The 22,586-nt window shown below is 41.3% G+C and carries 33 protein-coding genes; 22 read left to right on the forward strand and 11 right to left on the reverse strand.

Annotated elements, in window-relative coordinates:
* Positions 1-6 precede the first annotated feature (6 nt).
* From CYAN7822_RS12635 to CYAN7822_RS12670, 9 genes are all read right to left on the reverse strand, one after another.
* Positions 7-1,365, reverse strand: coding sequence for a trans-splicing intein-formed DNA polymerase III subunit alpha C-terminal partner DnaE-C (locus tag CYAN7822_RS12635; protein WP_013322665.1), 1,359 nt, complete (start codon positions 1,363-1,365; stop codon positions 7-9).
* Between the two features lie 35 nt (positions 1,366-1,400).
* Positions 1,401-2,726, reverse strand: a complete 1,326-nt coding sequence (locus tag CYAN7822_RS12640) for an IS110 family transposase (protein WP_013322666.1) — start codon at positions 2,724-2,726, stop codon at positions 1,401-1,403.
* 327 nt (positions 2,727-3,053) lie between these two features.
* Positions 3,054-3,293: a hypothetical protein gene (locus tag CYAN7822_RS12645; protein WP_013322667.1), complete on the reverse strand. Its 240-nt coding sequence runs from the start codon at positions 3,291-3,293 to the stop codon at positions 3,054-3,056.
* A 61-nt stretch (positions 3,294-3,354) separates the two neighbouring features.
* Positions 3,355-3,681, reverse strand: coding sequence for a hypothetical protein (locus tag CYAN7822_RS12650; RefSeq protein ID WP_013322668.1), 327 nt, complete (start codon positions 3,679-3,681; stop codon positions 3,355-3,357).
* 19 nt (positions 3,682-3,700) lie between these two features.
* Positions 3,701-4,006: a hypothetical protein gene (locus tag CYAN7822_RS12655; protein WP_013322669.1), complete on the reverse strand. Its 306-nt coding sequence runs from the start codon at positions 4,004-4,006 to the stop codon at positions 3,701-3,703.
* Positions 3,996-4,175 carry a hypothetical protein gene (locus CYAN7822_RS12660; RefSeq protein WP_013322670.1) on the reverse strand — a complete coding sequence of 60 codons (180 nt, stop codon included), beginning with the start codon at positions 4,173-4,175 and terminating at the stop codon, positions 3,996-3,998. Before CYAN7822_RS12660 ends, CYAN7822_RS12655 begins: the two co-directional genes overlap by 11 nt.
* A gap of 2 nt (positions 4,176-4,177) precedes the next feature.
* Positions 4,178-4,453 (reverse strand): hypothetical protein, encoded by a 276-nt coding sequence (locus tag CYAN7822_RS12665; protein ID WP_013322671.1) that lies wholly within the window; start codon positions 4,451-4,453, stop codon positions 4,178-4,180.
* Positions 4,450-4,623: a hypothetical protein gene (locus CYAN7822_RS37695; RefSeq protein ID WP_013322672.1), complete on the reverse strand. Its 174-nt coding sequence runs from the start codon at positions 4,621-4,623 to the stop codon at positions 4,450-4,452. The genes CYAN7822_RS12665 and CYAN7822_RS37695 overlap by 4 nt, the downstream gene beginning before the upstream one ends.
* Positions 4,624-4,630: 7 nt before the next feature.
* Complete coding sequence (locus CYAN7822_RS12670) at positions 4,631-4,900, reverse strand: hypothetical protein (protein WP_013322673.1); 270 nt, start codon at positions 4,898-4,900, stop codon at positions 4,631-4,633.
* 413 nt (positions 4,901-5,313) lie between these two features.
* On the opposite strand from CYAN7822_RS12670, the gene CYAN7822_RS12680 reads away from it, so the two are divergent.
* The 5 genes from CYAN7822_RS12680 (at position 5,314) to CYAN7822_RS12700 (ending at position 8,022) form a co-directional block, all read left to right on the forward strand.
* Positions 5,314-5,619: a helix-turn-helix domain-containing protein gene (locus CYAN7822_RS12680; RefSeq protein WP_245602583.1), complete on the forward strand. Its 306-nt coding sequence runs from the start codon at positions 5,314-5,316 to the stop codon at positions 5,617-5,619.
* A 62-nt stretch (positions 5,620-5,681) separates the two neighbouring features.
* Positions 5,682-6,152: a coiled-coil domain-containing protein gene (locus CYAN7822_RS12685; protein ID WP_013322675.1), complete on the forward strand. Its 471-nt coding sequence runs from the start codon at positions 5,682-5,684 to the stop codon at positions 6,150-6,152.
* Positions 6,153-6,154: 2 nt separating this feature from the next.
* Complete coding sequence (locus CYAN7822_RS12690; protein ID WP_013322676.1) at positions 6,155-6,346, forward strand: hypothetical protein; 192 nt, start codon at positions 6,155-6,157, stop codon at positions 6,344-6,346.
* Positions 6,327-6,590, forward strand: coding sequence for a hypothetical protein (locus CYAN7822_RS12695; RefSeq protein WP_157871810.1), 264 nt, complete (start codon positions 6,327-6,329; stop codon positions 6,588-6,590). Before CYAN7822_RS12690 ends, CYAN7822_RS12695 begins: the two co-directional genes overlap by 20 nt.
* A gap of 58 nt (positions 6,591-6,648) precedes the next feature.
* Positions 6,649-8,022, forward strand: coding sequence for a hypothetical protein (locus tag CYAN7822_RS12700; RefSeq protein ID WP_013322678.1), 1,374 nt, complete (start codon positions 6,649-6,651; stop codon positions 8,020-8,022).
* Here the strand turns inward: CYAN7822_RS12700 and CYAN7822_RS12705 are convergent.
* Positions 8,019-8,582, reverse strand: a complete 564-nt coding sequence (locus tag CYAN7822_RS12705; RefSeq protein ID WP_013322679.1) for a tyrosine-type recombinase/integrase — start codon at positions 8,580-8,582, stop codon at positions 8,019-8,021. The two genes, CYAN7822_RS12700 and CYAN7822_RS12705, sit on opposite strands and share 4 nt — an antisense overlap.
* A gap of 224 nt (positions 8,583-8,806) precedes the next feature.
* On the opposite strand from CYAN7822_RS12705, the gene CYAN7822_RS12710 reads away from it, so the two are divergent.
* The 11 genes from CYAN7822_RS12710 to CYAN7822_RS12755 all read left to right on the forward strand — a co-directional run bounded on the left by CYAN7822_RS12710 (position 8,807) and on the right by CYAN7822_RS12755 (position 15,795).
* Positions 8,807-9,433, forward strand: a complete 627-nt coding sequence (locus CYAN7822_RS12710) for a hypothetical protein (protein ID WP_013322680.1) — start codon at positions 8,807-8,809, stop codon at positions 9,431-9,433.
* Positions 9,434-9,444: 11 nt separating this feature from the next.
* Positions 9,445-9,924 (forward strand): hypothetical protein, encoded by a 480-nt coding sequence (locus CYAN7822_RS39440; RefSeq protein ID WP_013322681.1) that lies wholly within the window; start codon positions 9,445-9,447, stop codon positions 9,922-9,924.
* Positions 9,846-11,408: a hypothetical protein gene (locus tag CYAN7822_RS12720; protein WP_157871811.1), complete on the forward strand. Its 1,563-nt coding sequence runs from the start codon at positions 9,846-9,848 to the stop codon at positions 11,406-11,408. Before CYAN7822_RS39440 ends, CYAN7822_RS12720 begins: the two co-directional genes overlap by 79 nt.
* The gene (locus CYAN7822_RS12725) at positions 11,398-12,201 is read left to right on the forward strand and encodes a hypothetical protein (RefSeq protein ID WP_013322683.1); all 804 of its coding nucleotides are present in this window, start codon (positions 11,398-11,400) and stop codon (positions 12,199-12,201) included. Before CYAN7822_RS12720 ends, CYAN7822_RS12725 begins: the two co-directional genes overlap by 11 nt.
* A gap of 140 nt (positions 12,202-12,341) precedes the next feature.
* Positions 12,342-12,713: a hypothetical protein gene (locus CYAN7822_RS12730; protein ID WP_013322684.1), complete on the forward strand. Its 372-nt coding sequence runs from the start codon at positions 12,342-12,344 to the stop codon at positions 12,711-12,713.
* Between the two features lie 52 nt (positions 12,714-12,765).
* Complete coding sequence (locus CYAN7822_RS12735; RefSeq protein ID WP_013322685.1) at positions 12,766-13,140, forward strand: hypothetical protein; 375 nt, start codon at positions 12,766-12,768, stop codon at positions 13,138-13,140.
* A complete protein-coding gene (locus CYAN7822_RS12740; protein WP_013322686.1) occupies positions 13,137-13,460 on the forward strand; it encodes a hypothetical protein in 324 nt (107 codons plus the stop codon). Before CYAN7822_RS12735 ends, CYAN7822_RS12740 begins: the two co-directional genes overlap by 4 nt.
* Positions 13,457-13,735 carry a hypothetical protein gene (locus CYAN7822_RS12745; protein WP_013322687.1) on the forward strand — a complete coding sequence of 93 codons (279 nt, stop codon included), beginning with the start codon at positions 13,457-13,459 and terminating at the stop codon, positions 13,733-13,735. Before CYAN7822_RS12740 ends, CYAN7822_RS12745 begins: the two co-directional genes overlap by 4 nt.
* Positions 13,735-13,875 (forward strand): hypothetical protein, encoded by a 141-nt coding sequence (locus CYAN7822_RS38655; protein ID WP_013322688.1) that lies wholly within the window; start codon positions 13,735-13,737, stop codon positions 13,873-13,875. Before CYAN7822_RS12745 ends, CYAN7822_RS38655 begins: the two co-directional genes overlap by 1 nt.
* 38 nt (positions 13,876-13,913) lie before the next feature.
* Complete coding sequence (locus CYAN7822_RS34590; protein ID WP_013322689.1) at positions 13,914-14,705, forward strand: hypothetical protein; 792 nt, start codon at positions 13,914-13,916, stop codon at positions 14,703-14,705.
* A gap of 262 nt (positions 14,706-14,967) precedes the next feature.
* Positions 14,968-15,795, forward strand: coding sequence for a transglutaminase-like domain-containing protein (locus tag CYAN7822_RS12755; protein WP_013322690.1), 828 nt, complete (start codon positions 14,968-14,970; stop codon positions 15,793-15,795).
* 23 nt (positions 15,796-15,818) lie between these two features.
* Here CYAN7822_RS12755 and CYAN7822_RS12760 read toward each other — a convergent pair whose 3' ends face one another.
* Complete coding sequence (locus tag CYAN7822_RS12760; protein ID WP_013322691.1) at positions 15,819-16,571, reverse strand: TIGR00297 family protein; 753 nt, start codon at positions 16,569-16,571, stop codon at positions 15,819-15,821.
* Between the two features lie 416 nt (positions 16,572-16,987).
* Between CYAN7822_RS12760 and CYAN7822_RS12765 the strand changes: the two genes are divergently transcribed.
* From CYAN7822_RS12765 to CYAN7822_RS12790, 6 genes are all read left to right on the forward strand, one after another.
* A complete protein-coding gene (locus CYAN7822_RS12765; protein WP_013322692.1) occupies positions 16,988-17,347 on the forward strand; it encodes a hypothetical protein in 360 nt (119 codons plus the stop codon).
* Between the two features lie 170 nt (positions 17,348-17,517).
* Entirely contained in the window at positions 17,518-18,168 is a 651-nt protein-coding gene (locus CYAN7822_RS12770) for a hypothetical protein (RefSeq protein WP_049802543.1), read from the forward strand.
* The gene (locus tag CYAN7822_RS12775) at positions 18,165-19,205 is read left to right on the forward strand and encodes a metal-dependent hydrolase (protein WP_013322693.1); all 1,041 of its coding nucleotides are present in this window, start codon (positions 18,165-18,167) and stop codon (positions 19,203-19,205) included. The genes CYAN7822_RS12770 and CYAN7822_RS12775 overlap by 4 nt, the downstream gene beginning before the upstream one ends.
* 2 nt (positions 19,206-19,207) lie before the next feature.
* Positions 19,208-20,017, forward strand: coding sequence for an HlyD family secretion protein (locus tag CYAN7822_RS12780; RefSeq protein WP_013322694.1), 810 nt, complete (start codon positions 19,208-19,210; stop codon positions 20,015-20,017).
* A gap of 245 nt (positions 20,018-20,262) precedes the next feature.
* Entirely contained in the window at positions 20,263-20,493 is a 231-nt protein-coding gene (locus CYAN7822_RS12785; protein WP_013322695.1) for a photosystem II protein, Psb35-related, read from the forward strand.
* Between the two features lie 247 nt (positions 20,494-20,740).
* Entirely contained in the window at positions 20,741-22,423 is a 1,683-nt protein-coding gene (locus CYAN7822_RS12790) for a mechanosensitive ion channel family protein (protein WP_245602741.1), read from the forward strand.
* The last annotated feature ends 163 nt before the right edge of the window (positions 22,424-22,586 follow it).

Here is a 22,586-nt window from a genome sequence, read left to right on the forward strand (position 1 = left end):
CCTATCCTACCGACTGACGAGTAAAGATTGTGGATCGGCGGAAAATCCGGCATCTTGGAGGGCTTTTACGGCTGAGTAGTCATCATGTACCCAATATTTTTGTCCGAGTCGAACCGTTTGACGTTGGTTCCCCTGGCCAATAATGGCAATGACAGGAATTTTTCCGAGATTTTTGTCGCCTAAGTTGCCTTGTAAAATGGTTTTTAATTTGATTTGTCTGCCGGCATCGGCAACATCTTTAGGGCTTAGATAAATCATCACCATTTTGACTTTTTCTACAGGTTCAGCATCTTCTATGATGATCTGTATTTTGTCGTCATCTTTATTTTTTTGGACTTTCCCCCAAATAATTAACGGACATTCATTGGTTAAAATGTCTTGAATTTGAGGATAAGCACTAGGAAAAACAATTCCTTCTACTTGTCCGCTTATGTCTTCTAGTCCCACAAAAGCCATTGGTTTTCCTTCTTTTGTCGTTATTTTTTTGACCGAATTTATCATCACTACAGCACTGATCATTTTGCGGGTACTTTGATTTTCTAATTCATTTAAATTAATCGGTGATAAAAATTTCGCCGCTTCGACAATAGATTGAAGAGGATGTTCAGATACATAAAATCCTAAATGCTCTTTTTCTAATTTGAGTTTTTGGTCTAACGAAAAAGGCTCCACTGAAGGCAAGCTAGGCACTAAATCAAATTTTGATTCGGAATTTTCTTCATCAACAGTTAATCCGCCCAGAGAATCAAATAAACTCAGTTGTCCGCTTTCTTTTTCTTTGGTTCTTTTTTGTGCCCAAGGAATAACAATATCTAAATACTGTATTAATTGGTTACGATTATTATTAATATTATCAAAGGCTCCACAGTAAATTAATGTTTCTAAGGCGCGACGGTTGACGACTCGTAAATCTACCCGTAAACAGAAATCCGCTAAAGATTCAAATTTGCCCTTGGCTTCTTCTCTAGCTTTAAGAATATTCTCGATGGCATTTTCCCCTAAATTTCGCACCGCCGATAATCCAAAAAGGATTTTTTCACCTACAGGGGTAAAATCTTTTTGAGAGCGATTAATATCTGGGGGTTCTACATCAATGCCCATTTTTTTACAGTTTTCCCGATATTTTTCTACCTTATCTTGACTGTCACTACTGGCCGTTAATAAGGCTGTCATATATTCAACGGGATAATTAGCTTTTAAATAAGCTGTTTGATAAGTTACATAAGCATAAGCAGTTGAGTGAGATTTATTAAAGCAATTTGAGGCAATTAATCCATTAGCTAAAAGAAAATTATGGTCTTTTTCTACCCCGAGATCATAAACGGTTTGATTTCCGGCTAGTTGACGACTGATGATCTTAACCATAAAAATAAATTTTTTTCCAAGCACTGCTCTTTATTCTAACTAATTTCTTTTAACAACTCCTGGAACAAGAGACGGGTAACATAAAACAGTAATCGAGTTTGAATGTCATTCCCCCTGACCCCAGCGCGGTAAATTTTTAGGGTCTTCTTTGCGATCATGTTCCCTAATTCTCCTTTAATGTTGGGATGCTCAATAGTAAATTCGTCAATCTCGTCATTAGTCAATTTAGGATCGTCGATCAGGTCTTGGTAATTTGTTTTAAAACCCTTAAGAGCTACGCTCGTTACCCACATAAAGAGCTTTGCTCTACACATGGACGAACCGTGAAACTTTTTCTTATTCTTGTCCCCTGACTGCTCATAACTATAAGCCAATCCCAAGTAAGCTTGGAATTGCCTTAAGCTATGGTTTACCTTCCTTCTTTTCCATTTACCATCCTTTTCATGCTCTATCCACTCAATCCACTGTTTACCATCGATTAGAAATTTATTGAATGGGTAGCACTGAATTAACAACAATATGCAATTGTCAAAGCCGAAATTAAAAAGCTTGAAAACTTTTAGGTAATCTTGAAACTCTTGATTATTATTCAATTGCTCTTTCAGTTCACTTAAGTTGTGTGTGATGATTAACTCTAAGTCTGTGATGTGTTTGGCTTTGAGTTTACTTAAGTTTGAAATGGGAATACCCAACCGCTTTGCGCTACTCTCCTCATATCTTCTGTTAGCCCAAGTATAGGAGTAATTCCCAGCCAGCCAACCCCAGAAAGGGGAAAAACCTTTTTTTTCGGAAATTTCTATCCGTTGGTCTGAAGCTTCGGGAAACTCTAGTGATAGTCGCTGGCGGTTCCCGTTGACGTTAGCCGTGCGGAGTTTTTCACATTGAAGGATATCAAGGTATAGACGACGGATGGTCAATATTTCCGAAGTGTAGAAAGTTAACCACTTCTTGCGATCGAAGTCATCAATCCATGTTGGGTCATGAAATAGAGCAGCCAAGGTGAGCGCGTCATGCTCATCGCTCTTATTTGTAAACCCATAATGTCCCCTCGACTTACTCAGGTCAGCATGACCCACCCAGTAAACCGGGATGAGATAATAGTTTGCCCAGGCGACCCAAATGCTTGAGTACCACATTCCTGTCGGCTCTAGTACAATCCCGTCAATTGTTAGCTGCTCTAAATAATTAAAATCCTTAAATCCTTTCTCAATAAGCTTTTGAGATAGATGGGATACGGGTTTAAGCCGCATAAAGTCTTTGCGGTGCTGGTTAAAGTATCGTTTAATATTAGTAGGGAATTGGTCTAAAATTATGCCCACAGCAAAATTTCGACCAACATCTAAACCTAAAATGTTGACCATAATTACCTTAGCTTTTTGAGGGAGATAACCACAAGCTAAAACCCTTCTCGGCAATGCTTACAAATCTCCCGGAAGCCCTCACAACGGACATCTCACGGTGAGCCGTGCGACGGCTCACTCGTGTCCTCCTCAAGGGGGCTTAATTTATTCTGGAAGCTTTTAGAAGGGGGGCTGCTCCTAGATTGAAAAGGCTTAGGCTTATAAAAGACTAAAGGCGTTAAGAGCCTACTTTAATGTCGAAGCCACTGGCCTATCTAAGAGCGGGAATGGTAGCTAATCACTCCCCTATGCTCACCGATATTTCTATCAGTAAGCATCGGGGAATGATTAACAGCAGTATTTAGCTTGTGCCTCTGCTAGGGCTTTAAGAATCTCTTTGGCCTGGTTCCCTCGATAGGCTTTAGATTTTCCGTTGACAAAAGTGACGAATACTATGTCATCTTTTTCTTCTTGGTTACACTCAACCGTTAAGACATTAGCTAAATTAATCCAGGTAGAGTGACTACCAGTAGTTTGAGGTAGATGAACGGGGTACATTGCTATTTTCGTCTGTACGATAGTGGTCATGGTAGAATTAAATAAATTGAATATGTACCGAATAAACACCTTTAGGGGTGTTTTTGTTTTTTTATTGATCACAAATTTCTAGGGGAACTAAAAAATGGTCACCATACAGCCTCTTAAACCGTTTTATCTGATGCACCCAATTGGGTTCTATTTTTAAGTTCCTTACCCCGTCTGCTATCTGCATCATGGTCATGTCATATTTCATGATCGAAGGGATAACTTGACATAATTCATAAATAAACAATATTGTGTCAAGGTTAGCGGCTCTAACCGAGAAATTAATTTCCGATGCGGAACTAATGGTCACGTCAAAATAAACCATATTATCTTGATTTATATTGACACATTCTTTTATTGAAACTAACTCGCATACCGTTGCTGTACTCATGACTATTTGTCCTTGTTAATTATCCGAGATTTAAACTTGGTCTTTGAGGATGATACATCTTGGGGAAATCCTTAAATAATTCCTGATAAACTTCTTCTAGTTCAGGCGCGACATGAAGGAGTCTTTGAGCGATGTTCTGGGCGACTATTAAATGTCCATGTTTAGTATCAAGCGGCACTTCTTCAAAAGCGCATAAGCATAACATGGAACTAACACACAAATGTAAGTATTCAATAGGGACAATGGCAAAAGACGCTTCATGTTCCTCCATAATATCTTTGGTAATCTCTACAAGATATTGGGCTTTATTTGCTTCATTGTTCATAAGTTTCTTCTAACCATTTTTGAAAATCAATCAACTGCTCATAGGTGAGCATGGATAAATAGGGGAGTGAGTAGCGTTGGTTTAGGATCACTGATACATTTTTAATCCCCTTGGCTCGGGCTAATTGGGCACATTCCCCGATTAAGTTTAAGAGGTCTTTTTGTCCCATTATTACGAACTCCATCCTTGAGATTCTAAGTTTTTCCAACCGCCATTAAGCCAGCAAAAAAAGTCTCTAGCTTCATCAGAAGGAAAATCAATTAAACTTTCATCACCAAAAGGGAAATACTCACTAATTGAAGCCCCTAGACAAAATAACTGAAGTCTTTGTAATGAGGTGATTTCATGGGGGGCAAATACCCCACACCCCTCGGAATATTCCCGCCAAAATTCAAAGCGGATTAAGAGCCAATGACCCAACGGTTTTCCTCGGTATTCAAAATTCATTGTTTACACTCCAAGAAACTTGTCATAGATACGATAGCTTGTTCTAGAGCCGCATCAATATCATCAAGATGAAGGGTTTCTAATTTAGATGAAGCGACAATCGTCAAGATTCTCTTCTTCATTTCGGTTAATAGTTCAATGTCTTTTTTGATTTGTTCTGTGTGGTTCATAGTGTAATTACTCCTCAATAACAACTACACCTTTTTTGAGCAACTCCTCTATGAGATATCGGTGATAAGAAAAGACAAAAACCAGTTCCCCTATGGTGAGTTCGCCGCCGTGATGTCGCAGCATCTCAACTATTGGTCGTTCTTCTCGCTCTAAATTATTAACGGATTGGGCTATTAAAGTAACTTTTTGTTGGTATTTTAGGGAGGCTTGATGCGCCTCTTGCCCAATTTCTTGAAAAAGAATTTGAGTTTTAGTCAAACGAGTTTCTGTTTTCATGATTCCTCCTCATCAAAATCATCCTCATCAAAGTAATAATCATCATCGTCATATTTTTTACCTGGGTCGAGCGAGACATAATCCTCGTGACCACAGTTTTGACAGTATCCATATCCTTCGAATGAGTTGCTTTTAGACAACACAAAGTTATTTGAGTGACAATTTGGACATTGCATTTTTAATCTTTAGTGAGTAGTGAAGCCTGGGTAATCCCAGGCATGAAATTATCCTGATCAACAATTATTTGAGTTGTAGTCTCTAAGAATGGTTGTCTAGGGAGAGCAACTATTAAGTGCCCGCTAAGGATGGTGTTATAGAGCCAAACACCTAAGCATTACGATTACAACAGCCTTAACCCCTGCTATGAGTGCCTACCCGCCTCCCTAGGGGTAAGGATGTTGTTTTTATTCATAGTGACAATTGTAACGCATAGCGTGACGATTGTCACTCTTTTAGGTATGATCGAAAAAAAAGATACTTCGGAGATAACTTTGCGCTTACTTCTCAAACGAGCAGACATTAAACAAGTCAAACTAGCAGAACTAACAGGACTATCTAGAGATGCTATCCGCGCCTATGTTGCGGGTCGTCGAATGCCAAGTCTTGACAATGCTGCTTTGCTCGCTCGTGAGTTAGGCGTGAGTTTTAAAGTTTTAGCTCAGGCTTTTGGGATTGATGTGAATAATATCCCAGATGATGAAGGCTCATCGTCTGACTAAAAATTCAACCACTGCATTTTCTCTCAAGTGCAGTGGTCAACTCAACTACATCTATCTTTATTATGAATGCAAATGACCTACAACAAGAACTAGAACGGCTCAGGCGAGACAACGAGCGCCTAGGCGAAGAAGTTGCCCATCTAAGAAAAAGACTTCGCAACGCTAAAGACCCAAGCCCCATTGAGCGAGTTTCTTTTAAACGATTGCTTGAACTAGCTCGTCAGGCTTGCTTGGGACTAAAGCGATCTGGGGGGAAAGTCTTGGTGACCCTGGGCAACCTACAAAGGAAATTTAAAAATTTACGGGAGGCTTGGGAATTCTTAAACCAGGAGGAATGGCTGCTTGAGGAGTTATTCCCCCCCACCCCCAAGCCCAAGAAATTTTGCCGATTTTGCCATGAGCCTATCACCTGGGCCAACGGTGCGGCGGGCTGGCTACCGTTTGGACTTGATGGAATTCGGCACCGGTGTAAGGGTAGAGTCCCGTCACTCGCCCCCAATCCCGCTATAGTTATACCTTTTTTTGGAGACTAACAATGGAGATTCGGATCACAGGAACACAACTAGAGGTAGAAGTCATGATGGCGATTTTTGCTGTTTTGGCTGCTCCTCAAAAAGGGCTGATCAGCTATACCACTAACGGGAAATTCTACCCCCGTCGCCTAGAGCCTGGAAGATTTTCCGTTTATCTCGACAACGTAAACGTTCATGAGCCGACGGGTAGGTAAAAAAATGCAGATTAAAACCATTTCATACAAGCGAATAGTCAATCTAGGGAACTATAACTCTGAACACCTAGAGATGTACGGCGAACTCGAACCGGGCGAGGACCCAATAGCTGAGGCTAAAAATCTTAAAGAGATAGTGTCAAGCGCATTAGAGCTTATCAAACCCCCGCCTCAGTCACCGGCAACAAAAGAAGTTCAACCCGTAACCCGACAGCCGAGTGATCAAAACGACCCACCATTTTAAGTAAACAGTGGGCACCCTTAACGTGCCCATCTTAGTAGTTTAGTATCAACCAATTATTATGCAGCAACTAGACTTAGGATTAGCATTACCCCCCTCCCCTGTAGGGAATAGCGGCGCGGCAGAACCATTCCCTACACAAAACTCTGTAGGGAATCAAGATGCGGCTGACCAATTCCCTACACAAAACTCTGTAGGGCAACAAGAAGCTGACGAGCCTTCCCCTACGGTCATAGAAAATGACTGGCTCAAGCTCATCGAAGAAGGTGACCGCGTCGCGTATAAAGGTCAAGAGGCAACTGTTTTTAGGGTTTTAAGAAATTCGCTGAAGCTGTTGTCATTAACTGAGGCAAAAACGATCACCGCTCCCATTGGAGAGGTTGAACTTATCCAAAAAAACTCTGTAGGGAATGATGACGCGGCTGACCAATTCCCTACACAAAATCCTGTAGGGAATCAAAGCGCGGCTGAACCATTCCCTACAGAAAAAGAGGAACCGAAGAAATTAGCCCTAGAAATAGGGCACAAATACTATCTCAAGACCGACGGGCGAGCAGTTTTCTTGATGAAGCCCTGGAAGAAACGCGCACGGGTTTGTACAAGAGACTTTGAAGAGTTCAATGTCGACATAGATGACCTAACTGATAAAAGCATCCAGCTTGAATTGCCTATTGGGGAAAAAGAAGCTGTGCCGCCCGATGGCCACCACCTACCTGATGGATGGACAATCAGCGAGAAGGAGTGCCCCGTTAGGGCACCGGACGAGATTAAACGACAAATGCTCCAGGGGAAAAAACAAACCCTACAGAAACGAATACTCAACTACAATCAGCAAATCAAAGGCAAGCTGCCGCCCTACCCCTCAGAGGCTACTAAGAAAAAAATTGATGCCAATATCAAGCAATGTCGAGACCTGATAAAGGAAATTGACCAAAAACTAGCCGCCTACATCGAGGTAGCTGTAGGGAATGATGAGCCGCTAACCCCATTCCCTACACAAAACTCTGTAGGGAACGACGAGCCGCTAACCCCATTCCCTACACAAAACTCTGTAGGGAATGACGCAGCTAACCAATCCCCTAAAGCTACTATTGATGAGCTTTACGAATCCCTCGAGGGATTGCCCCTGGACTATCTAAAGAAGCTGAGTCAAGCCGTAGCTGTGCGCCTTTCTGAGATGGAAGATGATAGCGTTCTTGGTGATGATGAAGTGGATGATGAGCCGCCGTCGGAAATACCACAGCTTTACATTGAGGCTAAAAAACTCCCTTACAGGAACAAAGAAGGTATTAAAACTTTTCGAGGACCTTACTACTACCTGATCACCAAAGAGGGCAAGAGGAAGACATCAAAGTATCTATCGGCAAAACGAGAAGGGATTCCCGAGCAGTACCAGGCATTGCCCATTTACTGTGAGGAGAAATTGCCATTCTAGCTATAGGCCCCCTCGAGGGCCAGTTTGCATCTGTGAGGATTGGAATCCGCATAGCGGATGACGTTTTGGATCGATGAGTGCCCGGTGATGGCTTGAACGGTTCTCAGGTCAACCCCGTTACTAATCAGATTAGTGATTAATGAGCGCCTGCCCGAATGAGTTTTAACCGCCTTGTGGGATAATCCTGCACTGGTTGCACATTTCATCAAATAATCCCTAACCGCCTCATAAGACAGGTGACCGCTACTGGTTCGGTCACTGGGAAAAAGATAACCATCTGTTGGGGGCTTGTAGGCCGCGAGGTAAGAGTGAAGAGCGTTAGTAACAGGGACGCTATGATTTTTATCCTTTCCTTTGCGGGTTTCTTTTCGGTAAAGGATATAGTCAAAAGGCTTTCCATTATTATCATAGACATCTGAAACTTTTAAATTTAAAACCTCATTGACCCTTGCTCCCGTAAAACGAAGCAAAGCCCAGATGAATTTGTGTAAATCGCTCTGGCAATGTTTTTCTAACTTTGCCCAATCTGAATTACTTAAACTAGCCGCTTGTCCTGTCATAGTTTCCAGCTTTTAAAATAACTACAGAATTTATTTGCTATTAATATAAATTCTGTAGTGGTCAACATTGGTTGATAACTCCTATGACTCAAGAATAGCTCAGGGGCTGGGTTTGACTCATCCGAATAACTACAGAAAATATCTATTTTCTGTAGTTGCGACTGTTAATTTTTTAAGAGATTCTAGATATATAGAGATTTATTTAGCAAAGGGAATAAGTGCTTATGGCTGTCTATGATCAATTTCCTAGCTCGTGTAATACAGTTGCCCGCTCTACTGATTTTGCTTGCCGCTATTATCACAGAATGTACAAGCACGTAAAGATAGACACGGCTGATGATAAGGGGATAAATTTATTGTTCCCACTCGTACAAATGGATGGAGACTCGAATGATGCCTATGGGAATGTTTGGGATAAGTTCGTTATCATGATTCCCAAGACTTCGGACTCGGTCTCTGGAGGAAATAAACCTTGGACATACGTAACTAACCCAGATAGCACAGTATCTTCTACAATTAGCGGCGAAACCTGGCTAGTTTCGTCCTCACCCCAAAGCACTTTCGCTATTCCAAATACTGTTGATACTCCCGCTAAAGCCTGTGATTTTTGGTGTCGGCTTTATCGTCAGATGTTCAGCTATAGAAAAATCTGCCTCCTCGATACCGCAGGGGAACGCCCTTTTTCGATAGCAACGCAAAACAGTGAAGCGCAGGACAACAATGGGAAAAACTACGACCTCTTTTATATTTATATCCCCAAAGATGTAAGCGTTCTTGCTGGAGGCGCGAACCAATGGACATACGCCACCAGTCCGGCCACCGTCGATGTTCCCCCTGGATACTTTAACTAGGAATAAAATTTATGTTTATTGGATTTGTGGGGTTTCCCCCAATCATTGCCCCACCGCCCAGTGCGATAGGGCATATTCCAGGCGCTCCTAACGGAACCGTTCAACCGCCGAATAAACCCCCGCCTGGAGGATATAAGCCATCAGGGGGGGGAGGAGCCTGGCGAGCAGGAGCAAACGCAGCCGCCGTTGCTGCCGGCAGTTATTTGGGCTGGCAGGCTTCTAAATGGCTACTGAAGAAATTCTTCAATCAGTCCTCGGAGATCACCCCCGAGGCTCAAGAGCGAGCCGCGATCGCTAAAGCGAGGGCTGCCCAGAATCAGGGGGGATTCAGGACGGGCCCCGCGAAATTTCGCCCCCTGAATATCCTTTTAGGGGAGGGCAATCAGCCGGAGTTGCCTATAATATTGAATTTTTGCGGAATGACAACGGCGCAACGACTGGCTCTCCCTATATACCTGGCTCAACCTGGGTCTATGGTCCCGTCAAGCTAATTGCCCAGCCTGCCGGTGGGGTTGACCCAACATACGGCAGACTATATTTGGGTTACATCAACAACCGAGATATTATTTATTTTTACGAAAAGGTTGGATTGGGGGGAGCAATACAGATAACTAAAGTCACCCGCGCCGACGGGTTACCAGATACCGGCGGTGATCCTACCCCGACAAACCCACCCTCAAAATATTCTCCTAATCAACTTTTTTTTCCTCCACCGGAAGAGGCAAATTCATCTGAGCCAGAAAATCCGCCGTCTCAAAATAAATTTCCTCATCCAACAATCAACCCTAGCAATTTTCAAAACCCAACTATTACCCCAACCCCAACCATTACCCCTACCCCAACAATAAACCCGAGCAAAAAACCAACAAAAAAGCCGACCGAAGACCCAGAGCGAAAGCCGACCAAAAACCCCGATCATCCCCCGATCATCCCGAATCCAAAGCCTAGAATACCTACTATTAAGCCAAGCAATTCAGTAATAGCTCCCCCAGCACCAGAAAAACCAACAGCACCAGAACGAACAACAACGCGAAACCCCAACCCCAACCCTAACCCTAAACCCAACCCAGACCCAACCCCTGAACCCCCTATTCCTGATGCCCAGTGCGACATTATGAACCAATGCTCCGCTCCTATTAAAAAGGGGATTGAAGATAATAGTAAAAAGCTTGATGGATTAGCGGCTGGTTTGTCAGGATTAGGGGATTTAGGAATAGCCGATGTACTTGCTCAAATCGAGGCTTTAAAAAGCTTGATTACAGGCAAATTTACTAAATTATTCCAGCATCGGATATATGATAGAGCCTTAGCCACATTTAATTTTATTTTGGCTCTCCATAATGCCCTCCAGCTATCAGCGAATTTTGGTCAGAGTATTGGGCAAACTCTCGATACTGTAGTCTCTATATTTTTTAAAGATGTTGACGGGAATCCCTTCTCTGTGTCGCAAATTATCGGGACAACCTTCACGGATTGGATTAAAGCTTTAATCGGGGAACATAATTACCAAACCTGTGCTACAGGATTTATTAAAGCTAATAGAATCTTAACGACTACGACCAATTTATTCGACTCTGTAAAAGCGATGCAGAGCGCTGTCACGAATGGGCTGGAAACTATTGGGGGATGGGTTGGAAAACTCAATAATGATTTAGTTCGTGAAGGTATTCTATCGGAAGGAGTCGGCTACCATGACAAATCCCCCCAGTTTACAAACCATTTAGGTCGCGCTCAAGAGGTTCTTGAAAACCTGACAGAAGCCACTGAATCAATCAATCAATTAGCCTCTGCCGTCGTCGAAACTCAAGAGTCAGTTACCCAAATTAAGCAAAATTGGGAAACCCTCAAAACTGAAATTTCAACCAATGAAAATACCAAAAAAACCGAGGAGGAACAAAAGACAACTGAATCTAGTACAAAGGCAGATATTACACCTGTGGATTTAGTAGAAGGAAGACAAAACAATGGCAGTTAGTAAAGAGTGGGACTTTTTAAAAAGTTTCTTACACAAAACTTATAATCACGAGGTAAACAAATTTTTTAATGATATTCCCGACGAGGTTCTAGAAGAGATTGACGAGCCTCGAAAAGCGGCAAAAAGAGCCTGTCTGATTCTGCCCAAAGAAACAATGATTAGGGCTTTACATAAACGAATGAATTTTTATTATATTTGCCAAAGAGTTCAAGATAGACCCGACTACGTGGGCGGCAAACCCAAGCAAGAGATGGACGATTCTTACCCTTATGCCCCTCACGTTTATTTATTTTTTAAGCAAGATAAAGACGCATCACCAGAAGGATTTGAACCCTTAGAAATTGAATGTAGTTTTGTTTTAACAGATGAGACTTCAGAAACTATAACTGAAGCAAATCTTAAAACATTAGCAAATAAAATCAAAGCTGAATTTGCTACTAACGATGGGTATCTGTGGAAAAAAGGTTCGTATTTATACACTTATAAAGACCTTAAAAAAGGACTAAATTTACAGATATATTCCATTAGTGAAGCGGAAGCGAAAGAAGTAATACACAAATTATGCTCAATTGTAGGTGCGACATACGACGATGAAAAGCTAACAGAGCATAACCCCAAAAAATCAACCGTAAACAATCCCCCAACACGCCATATACTAGGCGAATCAAGAAAAGGACGACGCTACAGACCTACTGGAAACTGCCGATTTAGAAACGCGAAAATTAGCATTAATGGCATCCCTCGTCTAATGACCCTAGTCGACTTGTCGGGACGCAAAAACAGCTTAGTCTAAGATCCTTGATTCATCTTGGTTGCAAATTTCTTTTAATCTGTGGCCGACTTGGGGAACCTATATAGGTTCCAGGCTGCCGGCGATAGTCCGAATCGGTGCCAAGATTAAGATAACAACTGTAAAACATCAACTGAGTACAAATGGCAACAGTTTCTCGAAAAATTCTTAAGCCTCATAGCTTTACCGAGGGAAATCAAACCTACCTAATTAGGTTGCCCGATATTTACGACGGCAATGGAAGCACAATAGGGGCGGCACTTGGGATTAAAAAACTTGCAGATAACTATGAACCTAAAGCTGGAGACATTTCCATATCTGTTTGCGAAGGACAAAAACAAGGAAAGCTTGTCAAAATGAGAATTTCTTATCTCCAAGGGACAAAGAAAAAAAATTCTATAATTACCTGCCCTGTTGACAAGGCGGCTACCGCAGTAACTCAAATTCTCAGCAAAAATTTTGAGGGCAATAACATCGTGGGGGCTGGCTTTCCGCGCCGCCGCCGCCGAGGATAAAAAGATTTAAATAAAGGATAAAAAGATTTAAATAAAGGAGAAATAGCAAAAAATGGCAAGAATTTTAGTCAAGCACAAAATCACCGTTAGCGACCCCGCCGACAATAGTAAAACGATGATTTTGGCATTTTATGCTCCCCCTGATGCTTACACAGGCATCGAAACAGAAACAGGAGTAAAAGCGCCCGCATCTGATAAGCCAGATGAATTCGGTGATTTCCCCGCTTGCAGCGTTGAGGAACTTCTCTCTACTGGTACGGCTGTTCGCAAAGTGGTGGATGTTCTTAAGGGGGGAAAAACTTACCGACATAAAATTATTGTGGCTGATGTCAAGGCGGCCGCGTTCGATAATGCCGTTAAAGCAAAAACTTATAGAGGCGGAACTATCAAAAAAGTTGTCAACCCCTTAGATGACATTTTCTCATGATAAGTGACGGTAACTGGCAATTGGTAGCCGAGGGGGTAAGTCCCCCGGGCTACTACGGATGGGAGCTTAATTTTTTAATAGAAAATGCGGCTGACTACGCGCTTATTTCCTTAAAAATACCTTCCCGTCCTGACTGGGTAAACATCGGTTGGTTTAGGCAGATAACTTTAGGAACATCCCCCTATGTTTTGACTCGTCGGAAACTCTATCAAGAAGGAAGATTGATTAGGTTAGAGCCGATTGATTTAAGCCAGTTTTCTTTTAAAGCTCTGTCCTATATTTCTGATTATCAGTTTAATATACAGGTCAGGTATCTATGAATCGGATTGAATATTTAGACCTTTTAAGAAATTCTTCAGTTAAATTGGCAATTCCTATAATTGCCCTCCAGTATGCCTTGGAGCTTACTGTTGACAAAGCCATGAGCGAGCAAAATCCTTATTTAAGAGGGTTTTACCTTGCGAATGCTCAAACACTTTTACATTCTATGGTTGCTCAAGTTCCTGAAATAGAAACCTATTTTAAAGAACAGCAAAACCCTTTAGTAACCGCTTTGCTAGAAGTTAATTTGCAACCTTATGAGGTAGTGAAGTGATGATTATTATCTCAGTTGATGAGCGATGGACAACTGTCCGAAAATTCACTAAGGAAGAAATCTCTAAAATTTTGCAAAGCTTACCCAAAGACTTTGATATCTCCATCAAAAACCGATTGCTACAAGTAATTAACTCTTAAGTAGTAAGCCCCCAACTAGGGGGCTGGTATTCTCTTCTATGAATAAGTATAAAACGTTTTTGTTGACGCTTGTCTTTTTAGCTGGCGTATTTTCTAGTGTTTTTTTTTGGCCAAGAGATGTGATGGCCGAGAGCCGATCCTTAACAGCTATCGTTCAAACGAAAGCTTATAAGCCCGACGGCTCAAAGGTTTTAAATTTGTCCAGGGGCAAAACTTACGGGGTTAGCTTGGTCGCCAACGCGCAGGACTATTGGGATGTTCAACTTGCTGGCGACGCGGGTCGATGGAAATTTAAAAAAGCTGATGTGGATTTTCACATGGGGGATTACCCTCTGAACTTGAGTGATTTCAAGGGAGGAGATAGGGTGTCAACGATTAAAGCGATCGTAAGCGAATGTCATCGGTGGGGACTGCTTAAATCTCAATGTGCTTACGTATTGGCGACGGCTGAACATGAATCAAACTTTCAGCCAGTGCGTGAGGCTTGGTGGATGGGTGAAGCTTGGCGGCGGCAGAATCTTAGATACTGGCCTTGGTATGGGCGTGGCTATGGTCAGATGACTTGGGACTTTAACTATCGGAAGTATGAGCGCCTCACCGGAATCAAATTGACCCAAAAGCCAGACCTTGCGCTTCAACCAAACTTAGCTTTATATATTCTCGTTCACGGGATGAAGACTGGAAGCTTTACAGGATATTCCCTGGAAAATTGGATTAACTCCAAACAGACTAATTTTTATAAAGCACGGATGATAGTTAATGGCTTGGACTGCGCTGGTCAAATAGCGGGCAGGGCATCTTATTGGTACCGGCAGCTAACCGTTTATTGAATTTGTAGGGAATAGGTTTTGCCGCTCAAGCGTTCCCTACACAAAATTACCCCTCAACCATTGAGGGGTTTCTCTGTAGATTTTAGTGCTTTAATGCAAATGTCCGTACTACTGAATTAGTTGGGGATTTAGTTTAGCAAAAATTTCCTTCTAAAGATTGAAGGGGATTCCTTCTTGAGTATGACTCATTCACGGTTTTGAGATTGTTAGAGTTAATTTATGAAAAGTCTGTTAGAGTATTTCCTATTCCTAACTTTTAAAAATGGATATTCGAGTTGGTTACGACATTGTTATTAATTCTCCTACCCCTGTGGGAATGCTCTTATTGCTCTATACTCATCCTTCCCGAGCAAAAGATTTAAAAACCCCTGAAAAACTCAAACTTGAGCCAAATATTCCTATTGAGGAGTTTATTGACAGTTTCGGTAACCGATGTGCCCGTATCTTGACACCTGTTGGACAGTTGCGGCTCTATAATGATATAATAATCAATGATAATGGAAAACCCGACCCCCTTAACTGGAAAGCTATACAATATCCTATATCTCAATTACCTTCTGAGACGTTACAGTATCTTCTAGCGAGTCGATATTGTGAAGTAGATCTTCTTAGTGAGGTAGCTTGGAGTCTTTTTGGAGAAACGACACCCGGTTGGGCTAGAGTTCAGGCTATTTGTGACTGGATACATTCTAATATTACCTACGGCTACGAATATACCTATCCTCATAAAACGGCGTATCAAGTATATACCGAAAGGGCGGGAGTCTGTCGAGATTTTACCCATCTTGCCATTACTTTTTGTCGGTGTTTAAATATTCCTGCCCGTTATTGTGCAGGGTATTTAGGGGATATCGGGGTAGAACCTCTGACAACTCCGATGGACTTTCATGCCTGGTTTGAAGTATTTTTAGGCGGGCAGTGGTATGCTTTTGATGCTCGTCATAATCGACCCCGTATAGGACGTATATTAATGGTACGAGGGCGAGATGCTACCGATACAGCTTTCATGACTTCTTTTGGGGCTTATGAGTTGGTTCAGTTGAAAGTGTGGGCACTAGAAATGAAAACCTATCAAATATCGGCGGCTTAATTTTATTCAAAGTTGACTTGTGATCAAAAGGAAATTAAATAAGCTAATAAAATAGCTACAACAGCCCCGATCAAAGTATTAATGACATTAACTAATTCATTCGTTAACCAGTCCCATTTAGACTGAAGAGTTGCCCCAATTAAACTCTCTAAATTAGTAGCAATAAAGGCAGCAATCACACACCAAACTATTCCTATTTCATCAATTAAACCCATAGCCCAAGCTAAAGCGGCAATCACAACAGAAGCGGCTACTCCGGCTAATGTTCCCTCTAAACTAACAGCGCCTTCAGTTCCTCTAGCCACAGGTTGTAAAGTGGTAATTAAAAAAGTTCGTTTTCCGTAAGCTTTACCAACTTCACTGGCGGTAGTATCGGCAAGTTTGGTACTAAAATTAGCCACATAACCTAAGATTAATAACTTTTGCCAAAAAGGATCAACCCATAAGGTAAGAATAGCGCAGATAGCCGCAATAAGGGCAGACCCCCAGACATTTTCAGGGCCTCGTTGTCCGGAACGTTTTTCTGCAATACCTTCTTTTTCCTTTTGTTCCATGCCAATACGAGTGACTGCTGATCCGACAAAAAAGTAAAATAAAACGATTAAATAGCCGCGCCATTGGAGAGTCCCCCAAATGAGAACGCCTAAGATCCAAGCATGAATATATCCTGCCGGTGTGAGTAACTTTTTAGGAAGGATAAAAGCGATAGCAACTAAAATTGTATTGAGGGCGATGCCAATTAACCAAGGGTTAGATAATTCTATGGATGACAGCATGATTAACCTTCAGTTAGAGTCTGATTACAATATTATCGTATTTGTTAGCCTTTGCCATACCCACCCTGACCAAGAGAAATGATGACTGATGATTAAATTAAACCCTTGAGGTGTTATCTAATGTGATAGCCAAACCTAGAGAGTAAAGACGAAAACAAAGTAGTCAACTTTATTAATATTTGGTAATAATTTTATCAGAATGAAAGACTTGAATTAGAGCGGCAAAGAGTTCAAATGCTCGAACACTTATCTATCTTGTCTTGTAGCAGAAAAATAGGGGCAGAAGTAAAAAGGCTGTAATTATACTGCATCCCCTCTTCACTTAAGAGAAAAAAATCAGTAAAAATTCGGATTTAATTTGCCTAAAAATAAGCATAATATTCCTTATAATCGCTATTATTCCCTAAAGTTTTTATATGTTAGATAAGCCCAAAAATCAAAATATAATTGCCGTTTCCAGCGAGTTACGAACGCGGCCAGAAGATTTACAGGCTAAATATCAAATTGGCAAAAGCACGTATTATAAACGGATACGCTATTTACAAATCACAACCCAAAAAGATGAGCAAAACAAAGTCTATCTCACTGAGGAACAAGTGAGCCAATTTGATCAACTTCATATCTATATCCAAAAACACGGATCTATGATCGGCTTTGACAAGGGCGAACAAGAACTTAAAAATGTCTCCGAGTTGGCGAGTTCCCACGTTTTAGAGTCGGACTATATAGTCCAGGACTTCCCAAAAGCCCTAGGCCCAACAGCACTCAAAGTCTAACCCATCAACACACCCTAGATCGTCTCGTTGGGCTATCAGAAACCCTAGAAAAAGCTTGCAATACTCTCATCAATGGACAATCCCTTTTAATCTTAGGGGAATACGGTACAGGGCAAGATGAACTGGCACAAGCCATTGTAGATCGCCTCAGTGATCAATTTAACTGCGCTTTGGTCATTTATCAAACCACTAAACAATTTTATACCGCTATCGCTAAAGCTTTGAATATTCCCACCACCAACGAAAAAGATAAGCCGCTTAGTGGTGAAGTTCTCAAAGAAGAAATAACCCTCAATGCCAATTCTCGGACCCTATTTATTTTTCCTGAAAGTAAACGTCTTCCTGCAAGTGTACGTTATTGGTTAGATTCTCTTCTTAACCAAGGAGTAAAAATAGTAACCTTTATGGTAGCTAACCCCCAGCGAGATGTCTTTCTTAAACTGCAAAAGTTGGAATTACCCTTAGTCAGTAATCAACAGATGCGCGCTATTATTCATGATCAAGCTAGACAAATGGGAATTACCCTCACTCGTTCGGAAATTGCCGAATTATTAGCCAGTTGCGGCAGAAACCCGTTTTTAGCCCGAAAAAAAGTGGCGGCTTATGCCCTCGGACTTGAGCAAAATCTTGAACATACCCAGTATATCGATATTAGCCCCATCACCTACAGTGTCTTATTATTTATCGGTATCTTTCGCTTTGTGGGGTTAGGAACTGGTGATCGGGGTTTATATGTGGTGGGAAGTTGCATTTTAATCCTGATCATGATTTTAAAACAATTGGGAAAAATTCAAGGTGCTAAGAGGAAACTAGGACAATGATGAGTTTAACCCATGCGGCTATTGCCACAGCCGTCGTATCATTTAGTTTTGCTGATTTTTCTCCTAATATTTTAATTTTAGCCGCTATCGGTTCTCAACTCCCGGATCTTGACCTGAGTAACAGCTACGTCGGTCAAATCTGCTTTCCGGTGTCCCATTATCTAGAAGACCATTTCCCTCATCGCAGTATCACCCATTCCTTACTAGCAACAGCCGCTACAGCTATTGCATCTATAGCCCTGGCTCAAGGATGGTTGCATTTGGGCTGGAAGGTTGCATTAGCTCTTCCTGTGGGGCATCTGTTTTCCTGTTATGCAGATATGTTTACCAAAAAAGGTGTACAGTGGTTTTATCCCTTACCCGCTTGGTGTGTACATGGAAGCAACCCGAACCGTCGTCTCAGGACAGGGGGGTTAGGAGAATATTGGGTTTTAGCCGGTGCCATTGCCTTATTAGTTTCGAATTACTACTTAGTACAATCTGGGGGTTTAGTACAAACTGCCTCTCAACAACTGGGAATTAAAAGCAGTTTACTAAAAATGTATGATCAAAATGCTAATCGTCATCATATCTGGGCCAACATTCAGGGAGCAAAAGCCAGTGATCGATCTCTCATTAACGGACGATATTTAATTTTAGCGGCTGATGGGGATGAATTTATTGTTACTGATGGGCAAGGAATTTACAAAACTTGGGAGCAAATTATTCCCAGACGCTTAACTACCAGTGTCGGCGAAATAGCCACAACTGTTGTGCAAAAAATAACCATGAACCATGAACCAGTCACTCCTATTTTTCAACAAATTGCTGCCGCTCATCCGAATGCGGTGATTCTTCTGAGTGGAGAGTTAGAAATAACTTTTGCTGATGAAATGGTTCCTACACAGGGAGTTGATCAATTTCCTACCCTTACCGTTTCAGGGAAAACAGCCACTTTAACTTATCATCCTTTAGCCTTAGCCCTCTCTGACTTTGAGCATCAATATGCAAGCGGCAGTCTCAGCGTTAAAATGATTACCCCTATACCGGAGTTTTGAAAATGAGAATATTATTGGATAGTTTTCCCTTTCTTAGTGTAGGGCTACTGATTGCTGCTGTAACTTTTCATACGGGACCTTCTAACGGTTTGGCTGATTCCAAACCTAAAATCTTAACGCGGGGCAATATTTTTTCTTTATCGCCTACTCAAGCTCAAAAGACTGAATCAGCCAGTTTTCTTCATACGATTCAAATTACAGTGACTCATATAGAAGATATCAAAGTCAAGGAAAAACAGCAGGTTAAAAAAGGAGATATTATTAGTGATCGCATTTCTGAACGTTCCTCTCTCCTAACCAAAAAGCGTCAGTTAGAAATTGCGATGGCTAAGGCGAGTTTACCTTTGACTAAAACAGAACCAATCACTAAATCCCAATTTCAACAGGAACGGATGGCTTTACACAAAGCCCAATCAGAATTAACACGAGTTACCCAACAAATTGATCATTATCAAGGGTTTGCTTTTAAAGATCCCCAGTTAAGCGAGATTCTCGAACCCGAAAAAGTCAAAGAATTAGCCGCCTTAAAAGAAAAACAGATCCTGGCTACTGTGGCGGTTAAGGAAGCCTTGGCCCGGCTTAATGCGGCTCAAATTCAGCATTCTCTACAATTGACGACTTACCAGACGAATCTCTCTAAACAAAAGTATGAGTTAGAGTCTTTAAGAAGCCAACTTCAAGAAGTTAATGAGCAAATTCAAGAGATAGTGGCTGTACGTTCTCCTTATGATGGATCTGTCTATCGTGTCAAAATTCTGGGTCAAAATGACCGTAATTTAACCGCAGAGATTGTTTTAACCGTGAAACGGTAAATATAGCAACCGCTCCTGTGCTTAGGACATCTTTTAAACCTCAAACCTAATAGCAATAAGCTTTTTCCTTCTGACTTCTGACTTGTGACTCCTGACTTCTGACTTCTGACTTCTGCTATAAGGTTTTAGCTAACGCGCATGGTGAGATAACCGTACTAAACACAAGTTGACAAGCTCTGCAATTAATTGTTACATTTATTTACATAAAGCGAAACAAAAGTTAATAAACAAAAGAGGACACCAAAATGCTGAGTCTATTAATCGCTGTAATGCTTGTCGGTTGGGTAGCGGCTGCACTGATTGGCACCCAAGCCTATTTTAGAGGAGAGCAAAGCAAGCCAATTCATGCTCGTAACTGGCGCTCAGATTCTTTTGAAGCCATTGCTAAGTCCGTGACAGGAAAAGATACTGATAGCGATCGTATCCCCGGTTTTACGGCTGACGCTTACACCAGCCAAAACTTGCCAAGAGCTTAAAAATAATCCTGTACACATCAATCTAGTGCGGAACACAGTGAAGCACCCCAATCAACCTCGCATTCTCAGTGGGTGGGCAATGTCGCTAATTAGTTCTATTGTATGGGTTTCAATAGTCATAGTTACCATTTCCCACTCTACAACTTTACCCTTTACCCTTTCCCTTTCTCCTGTCTAACCCTCCACCCTGACTCTTGGCGGCTAAAATAGAGATGTTATCAACTCAAAGATTCGTGGGGGTTGTATTTTGCCAAAAAAATCGCCACAACAACCAGGGGCTTCCCGTTTCTGGAGAAAAAGCCGTTCTGGTTGTATTCATTGGATTATTATCATCTTAATGGTGTTAAGTTGTGTTTTCAGCACAGGTTCAGTGTCTGCACAACCTCAGCAAACAGCCCCCATTATCGTTGATGGTAATCCCATTTTTGAGGTGAGTCCATCAGGACAATTTACCGCCAGTCAACGCGCCGACGAAGCTAACCGTATATTAAGAGAAATTATTAAAGATTCTAAAAGCCCTGTGCGGGTTGAGATCGATAGTAACCGAGATTTACCGGTTATTTTGGTTAATAATTCTCATATACTTTCGGTAACTTCTAATGATCTCCCCAAAGGCAGAAGTATTACAGAACAAGCCAAAATTTGGCAACAACAACTCGCACAAGCTATTGAACAAGCGCAATATGAACGGACTTTAAGCTATTTAATGACAGCAACGTTAATCTCTTTAGCAGTGCTGTTAGTCGCTTTTTTCATTACCTACCAACTAGAAAAACTTTGGCATCGTTGGATTGATCCTTTATTAGAACGAGCTAACAGTCAGGTTTTATTAACAGAAACCGGCCAACCCTTAACTCAACTTCCCACTCAGCCCAGACCTAAAATACAGGTGTTTTCGGAAGTTTTTCTCAATTTAATTAAAGGGCTAATTGGGTTTATTAGTATTATTTATGTGACTCGTCTTTTTCCTCAAACTCGCCAGTTAAGCTATGATTTTGTTAATCTTATTGTCAATAGTTTAGTGGCTGATCTTGTTACTTTAGGCGATAAGCAATATTCGGTTTTAGACCTTGTTTTTTTAATTGCTGTGTTGATCGCCCTCGTTTTCTTCGCCAGAACCCTAGGCGTTGTGCTGCGATCACGAGTCTTGAGTTTTACTGGCCTTAGTCGAGCCGCTCAAGAAACCATTGCCTTAATGGCTAATTATACGATGGTATTTATTGGCGCGATTATTATTTTACAACTGTGGGGATTAGATATTAGTTCTCTGACCGTTTTTGCCGGCGTATTAGGTGTAGGTATTGGCTTAGGTATTCAGGGCATTGCTAAAGAATTTGTCAGTGGTTTAGTCTTAATTTTTGAGCGTCCTATTCAAGTGGGTGATTTTGTAGAAGTTGGGGAATTAATGGGAACTGTAGAACGAATTAGTGTACGCTCTACCGAAATTAAAACGCTCGATCAAATCTCAGTTATTTTGCCGAATTCTCGCTTTTTAGAATCAGAAGTTATTAATTGGAATCATCGAACTCCTGTATCTCGGCTAAAATTAGCGGTTGGGGTGGCATACGGTTCGGATTTATCTTTAGTGAAAAATGCTCTGTTAGATGCGGCTAAACAACATAAAGAAGTTTTAACGAATCCGCCGCCTAAAGTGGGTTTTGTCGGGTTTGGAGATAGTTGTCTAGATTTTCAATTATTGATTTGGATTTCTAAGCCGAATAAGCAATTTCAGATTAAAAGTGATTTATACTTTATTATTGATTCTATTTTTCGCAAACGGGGTATCAATATTCCTTTTCCTCAGCAAGATTTAAATATTGAATCGGGAAAGTTGCAAGTTGAAATTTCTCCTGAGTTAATTAATTCTTTAACTGAGTTATCTCAAAGTTTAGCCGCTTGGATTAAACATCAAACCAATTCTCAGGAATAGCCTATTATAGCCATCGGCAGCAGGGCTGAAGGTTATAGCATTTTGCTAAATACAGAGGTTATCTATAGCAATGCTAAAGCCCATTGATATTAACAGTAGAGACGTTACTTATAGCGCCTCTACAGGGTTTGTAGATTTTAACCTACTATTTGTATCTTATCGA

Source organism: Gloeothece verrucosa PCC 7822, from assembly GCF_000147335.1.
In the GTDB taxonomy this organism is placed as follows: domain Bacteria; phylum Cyanobacteriota; class Cyanobacteriia; order Cyanobacteriales; family Microcystaceae; genus Gloeothece; species Gloeothece verrucosa.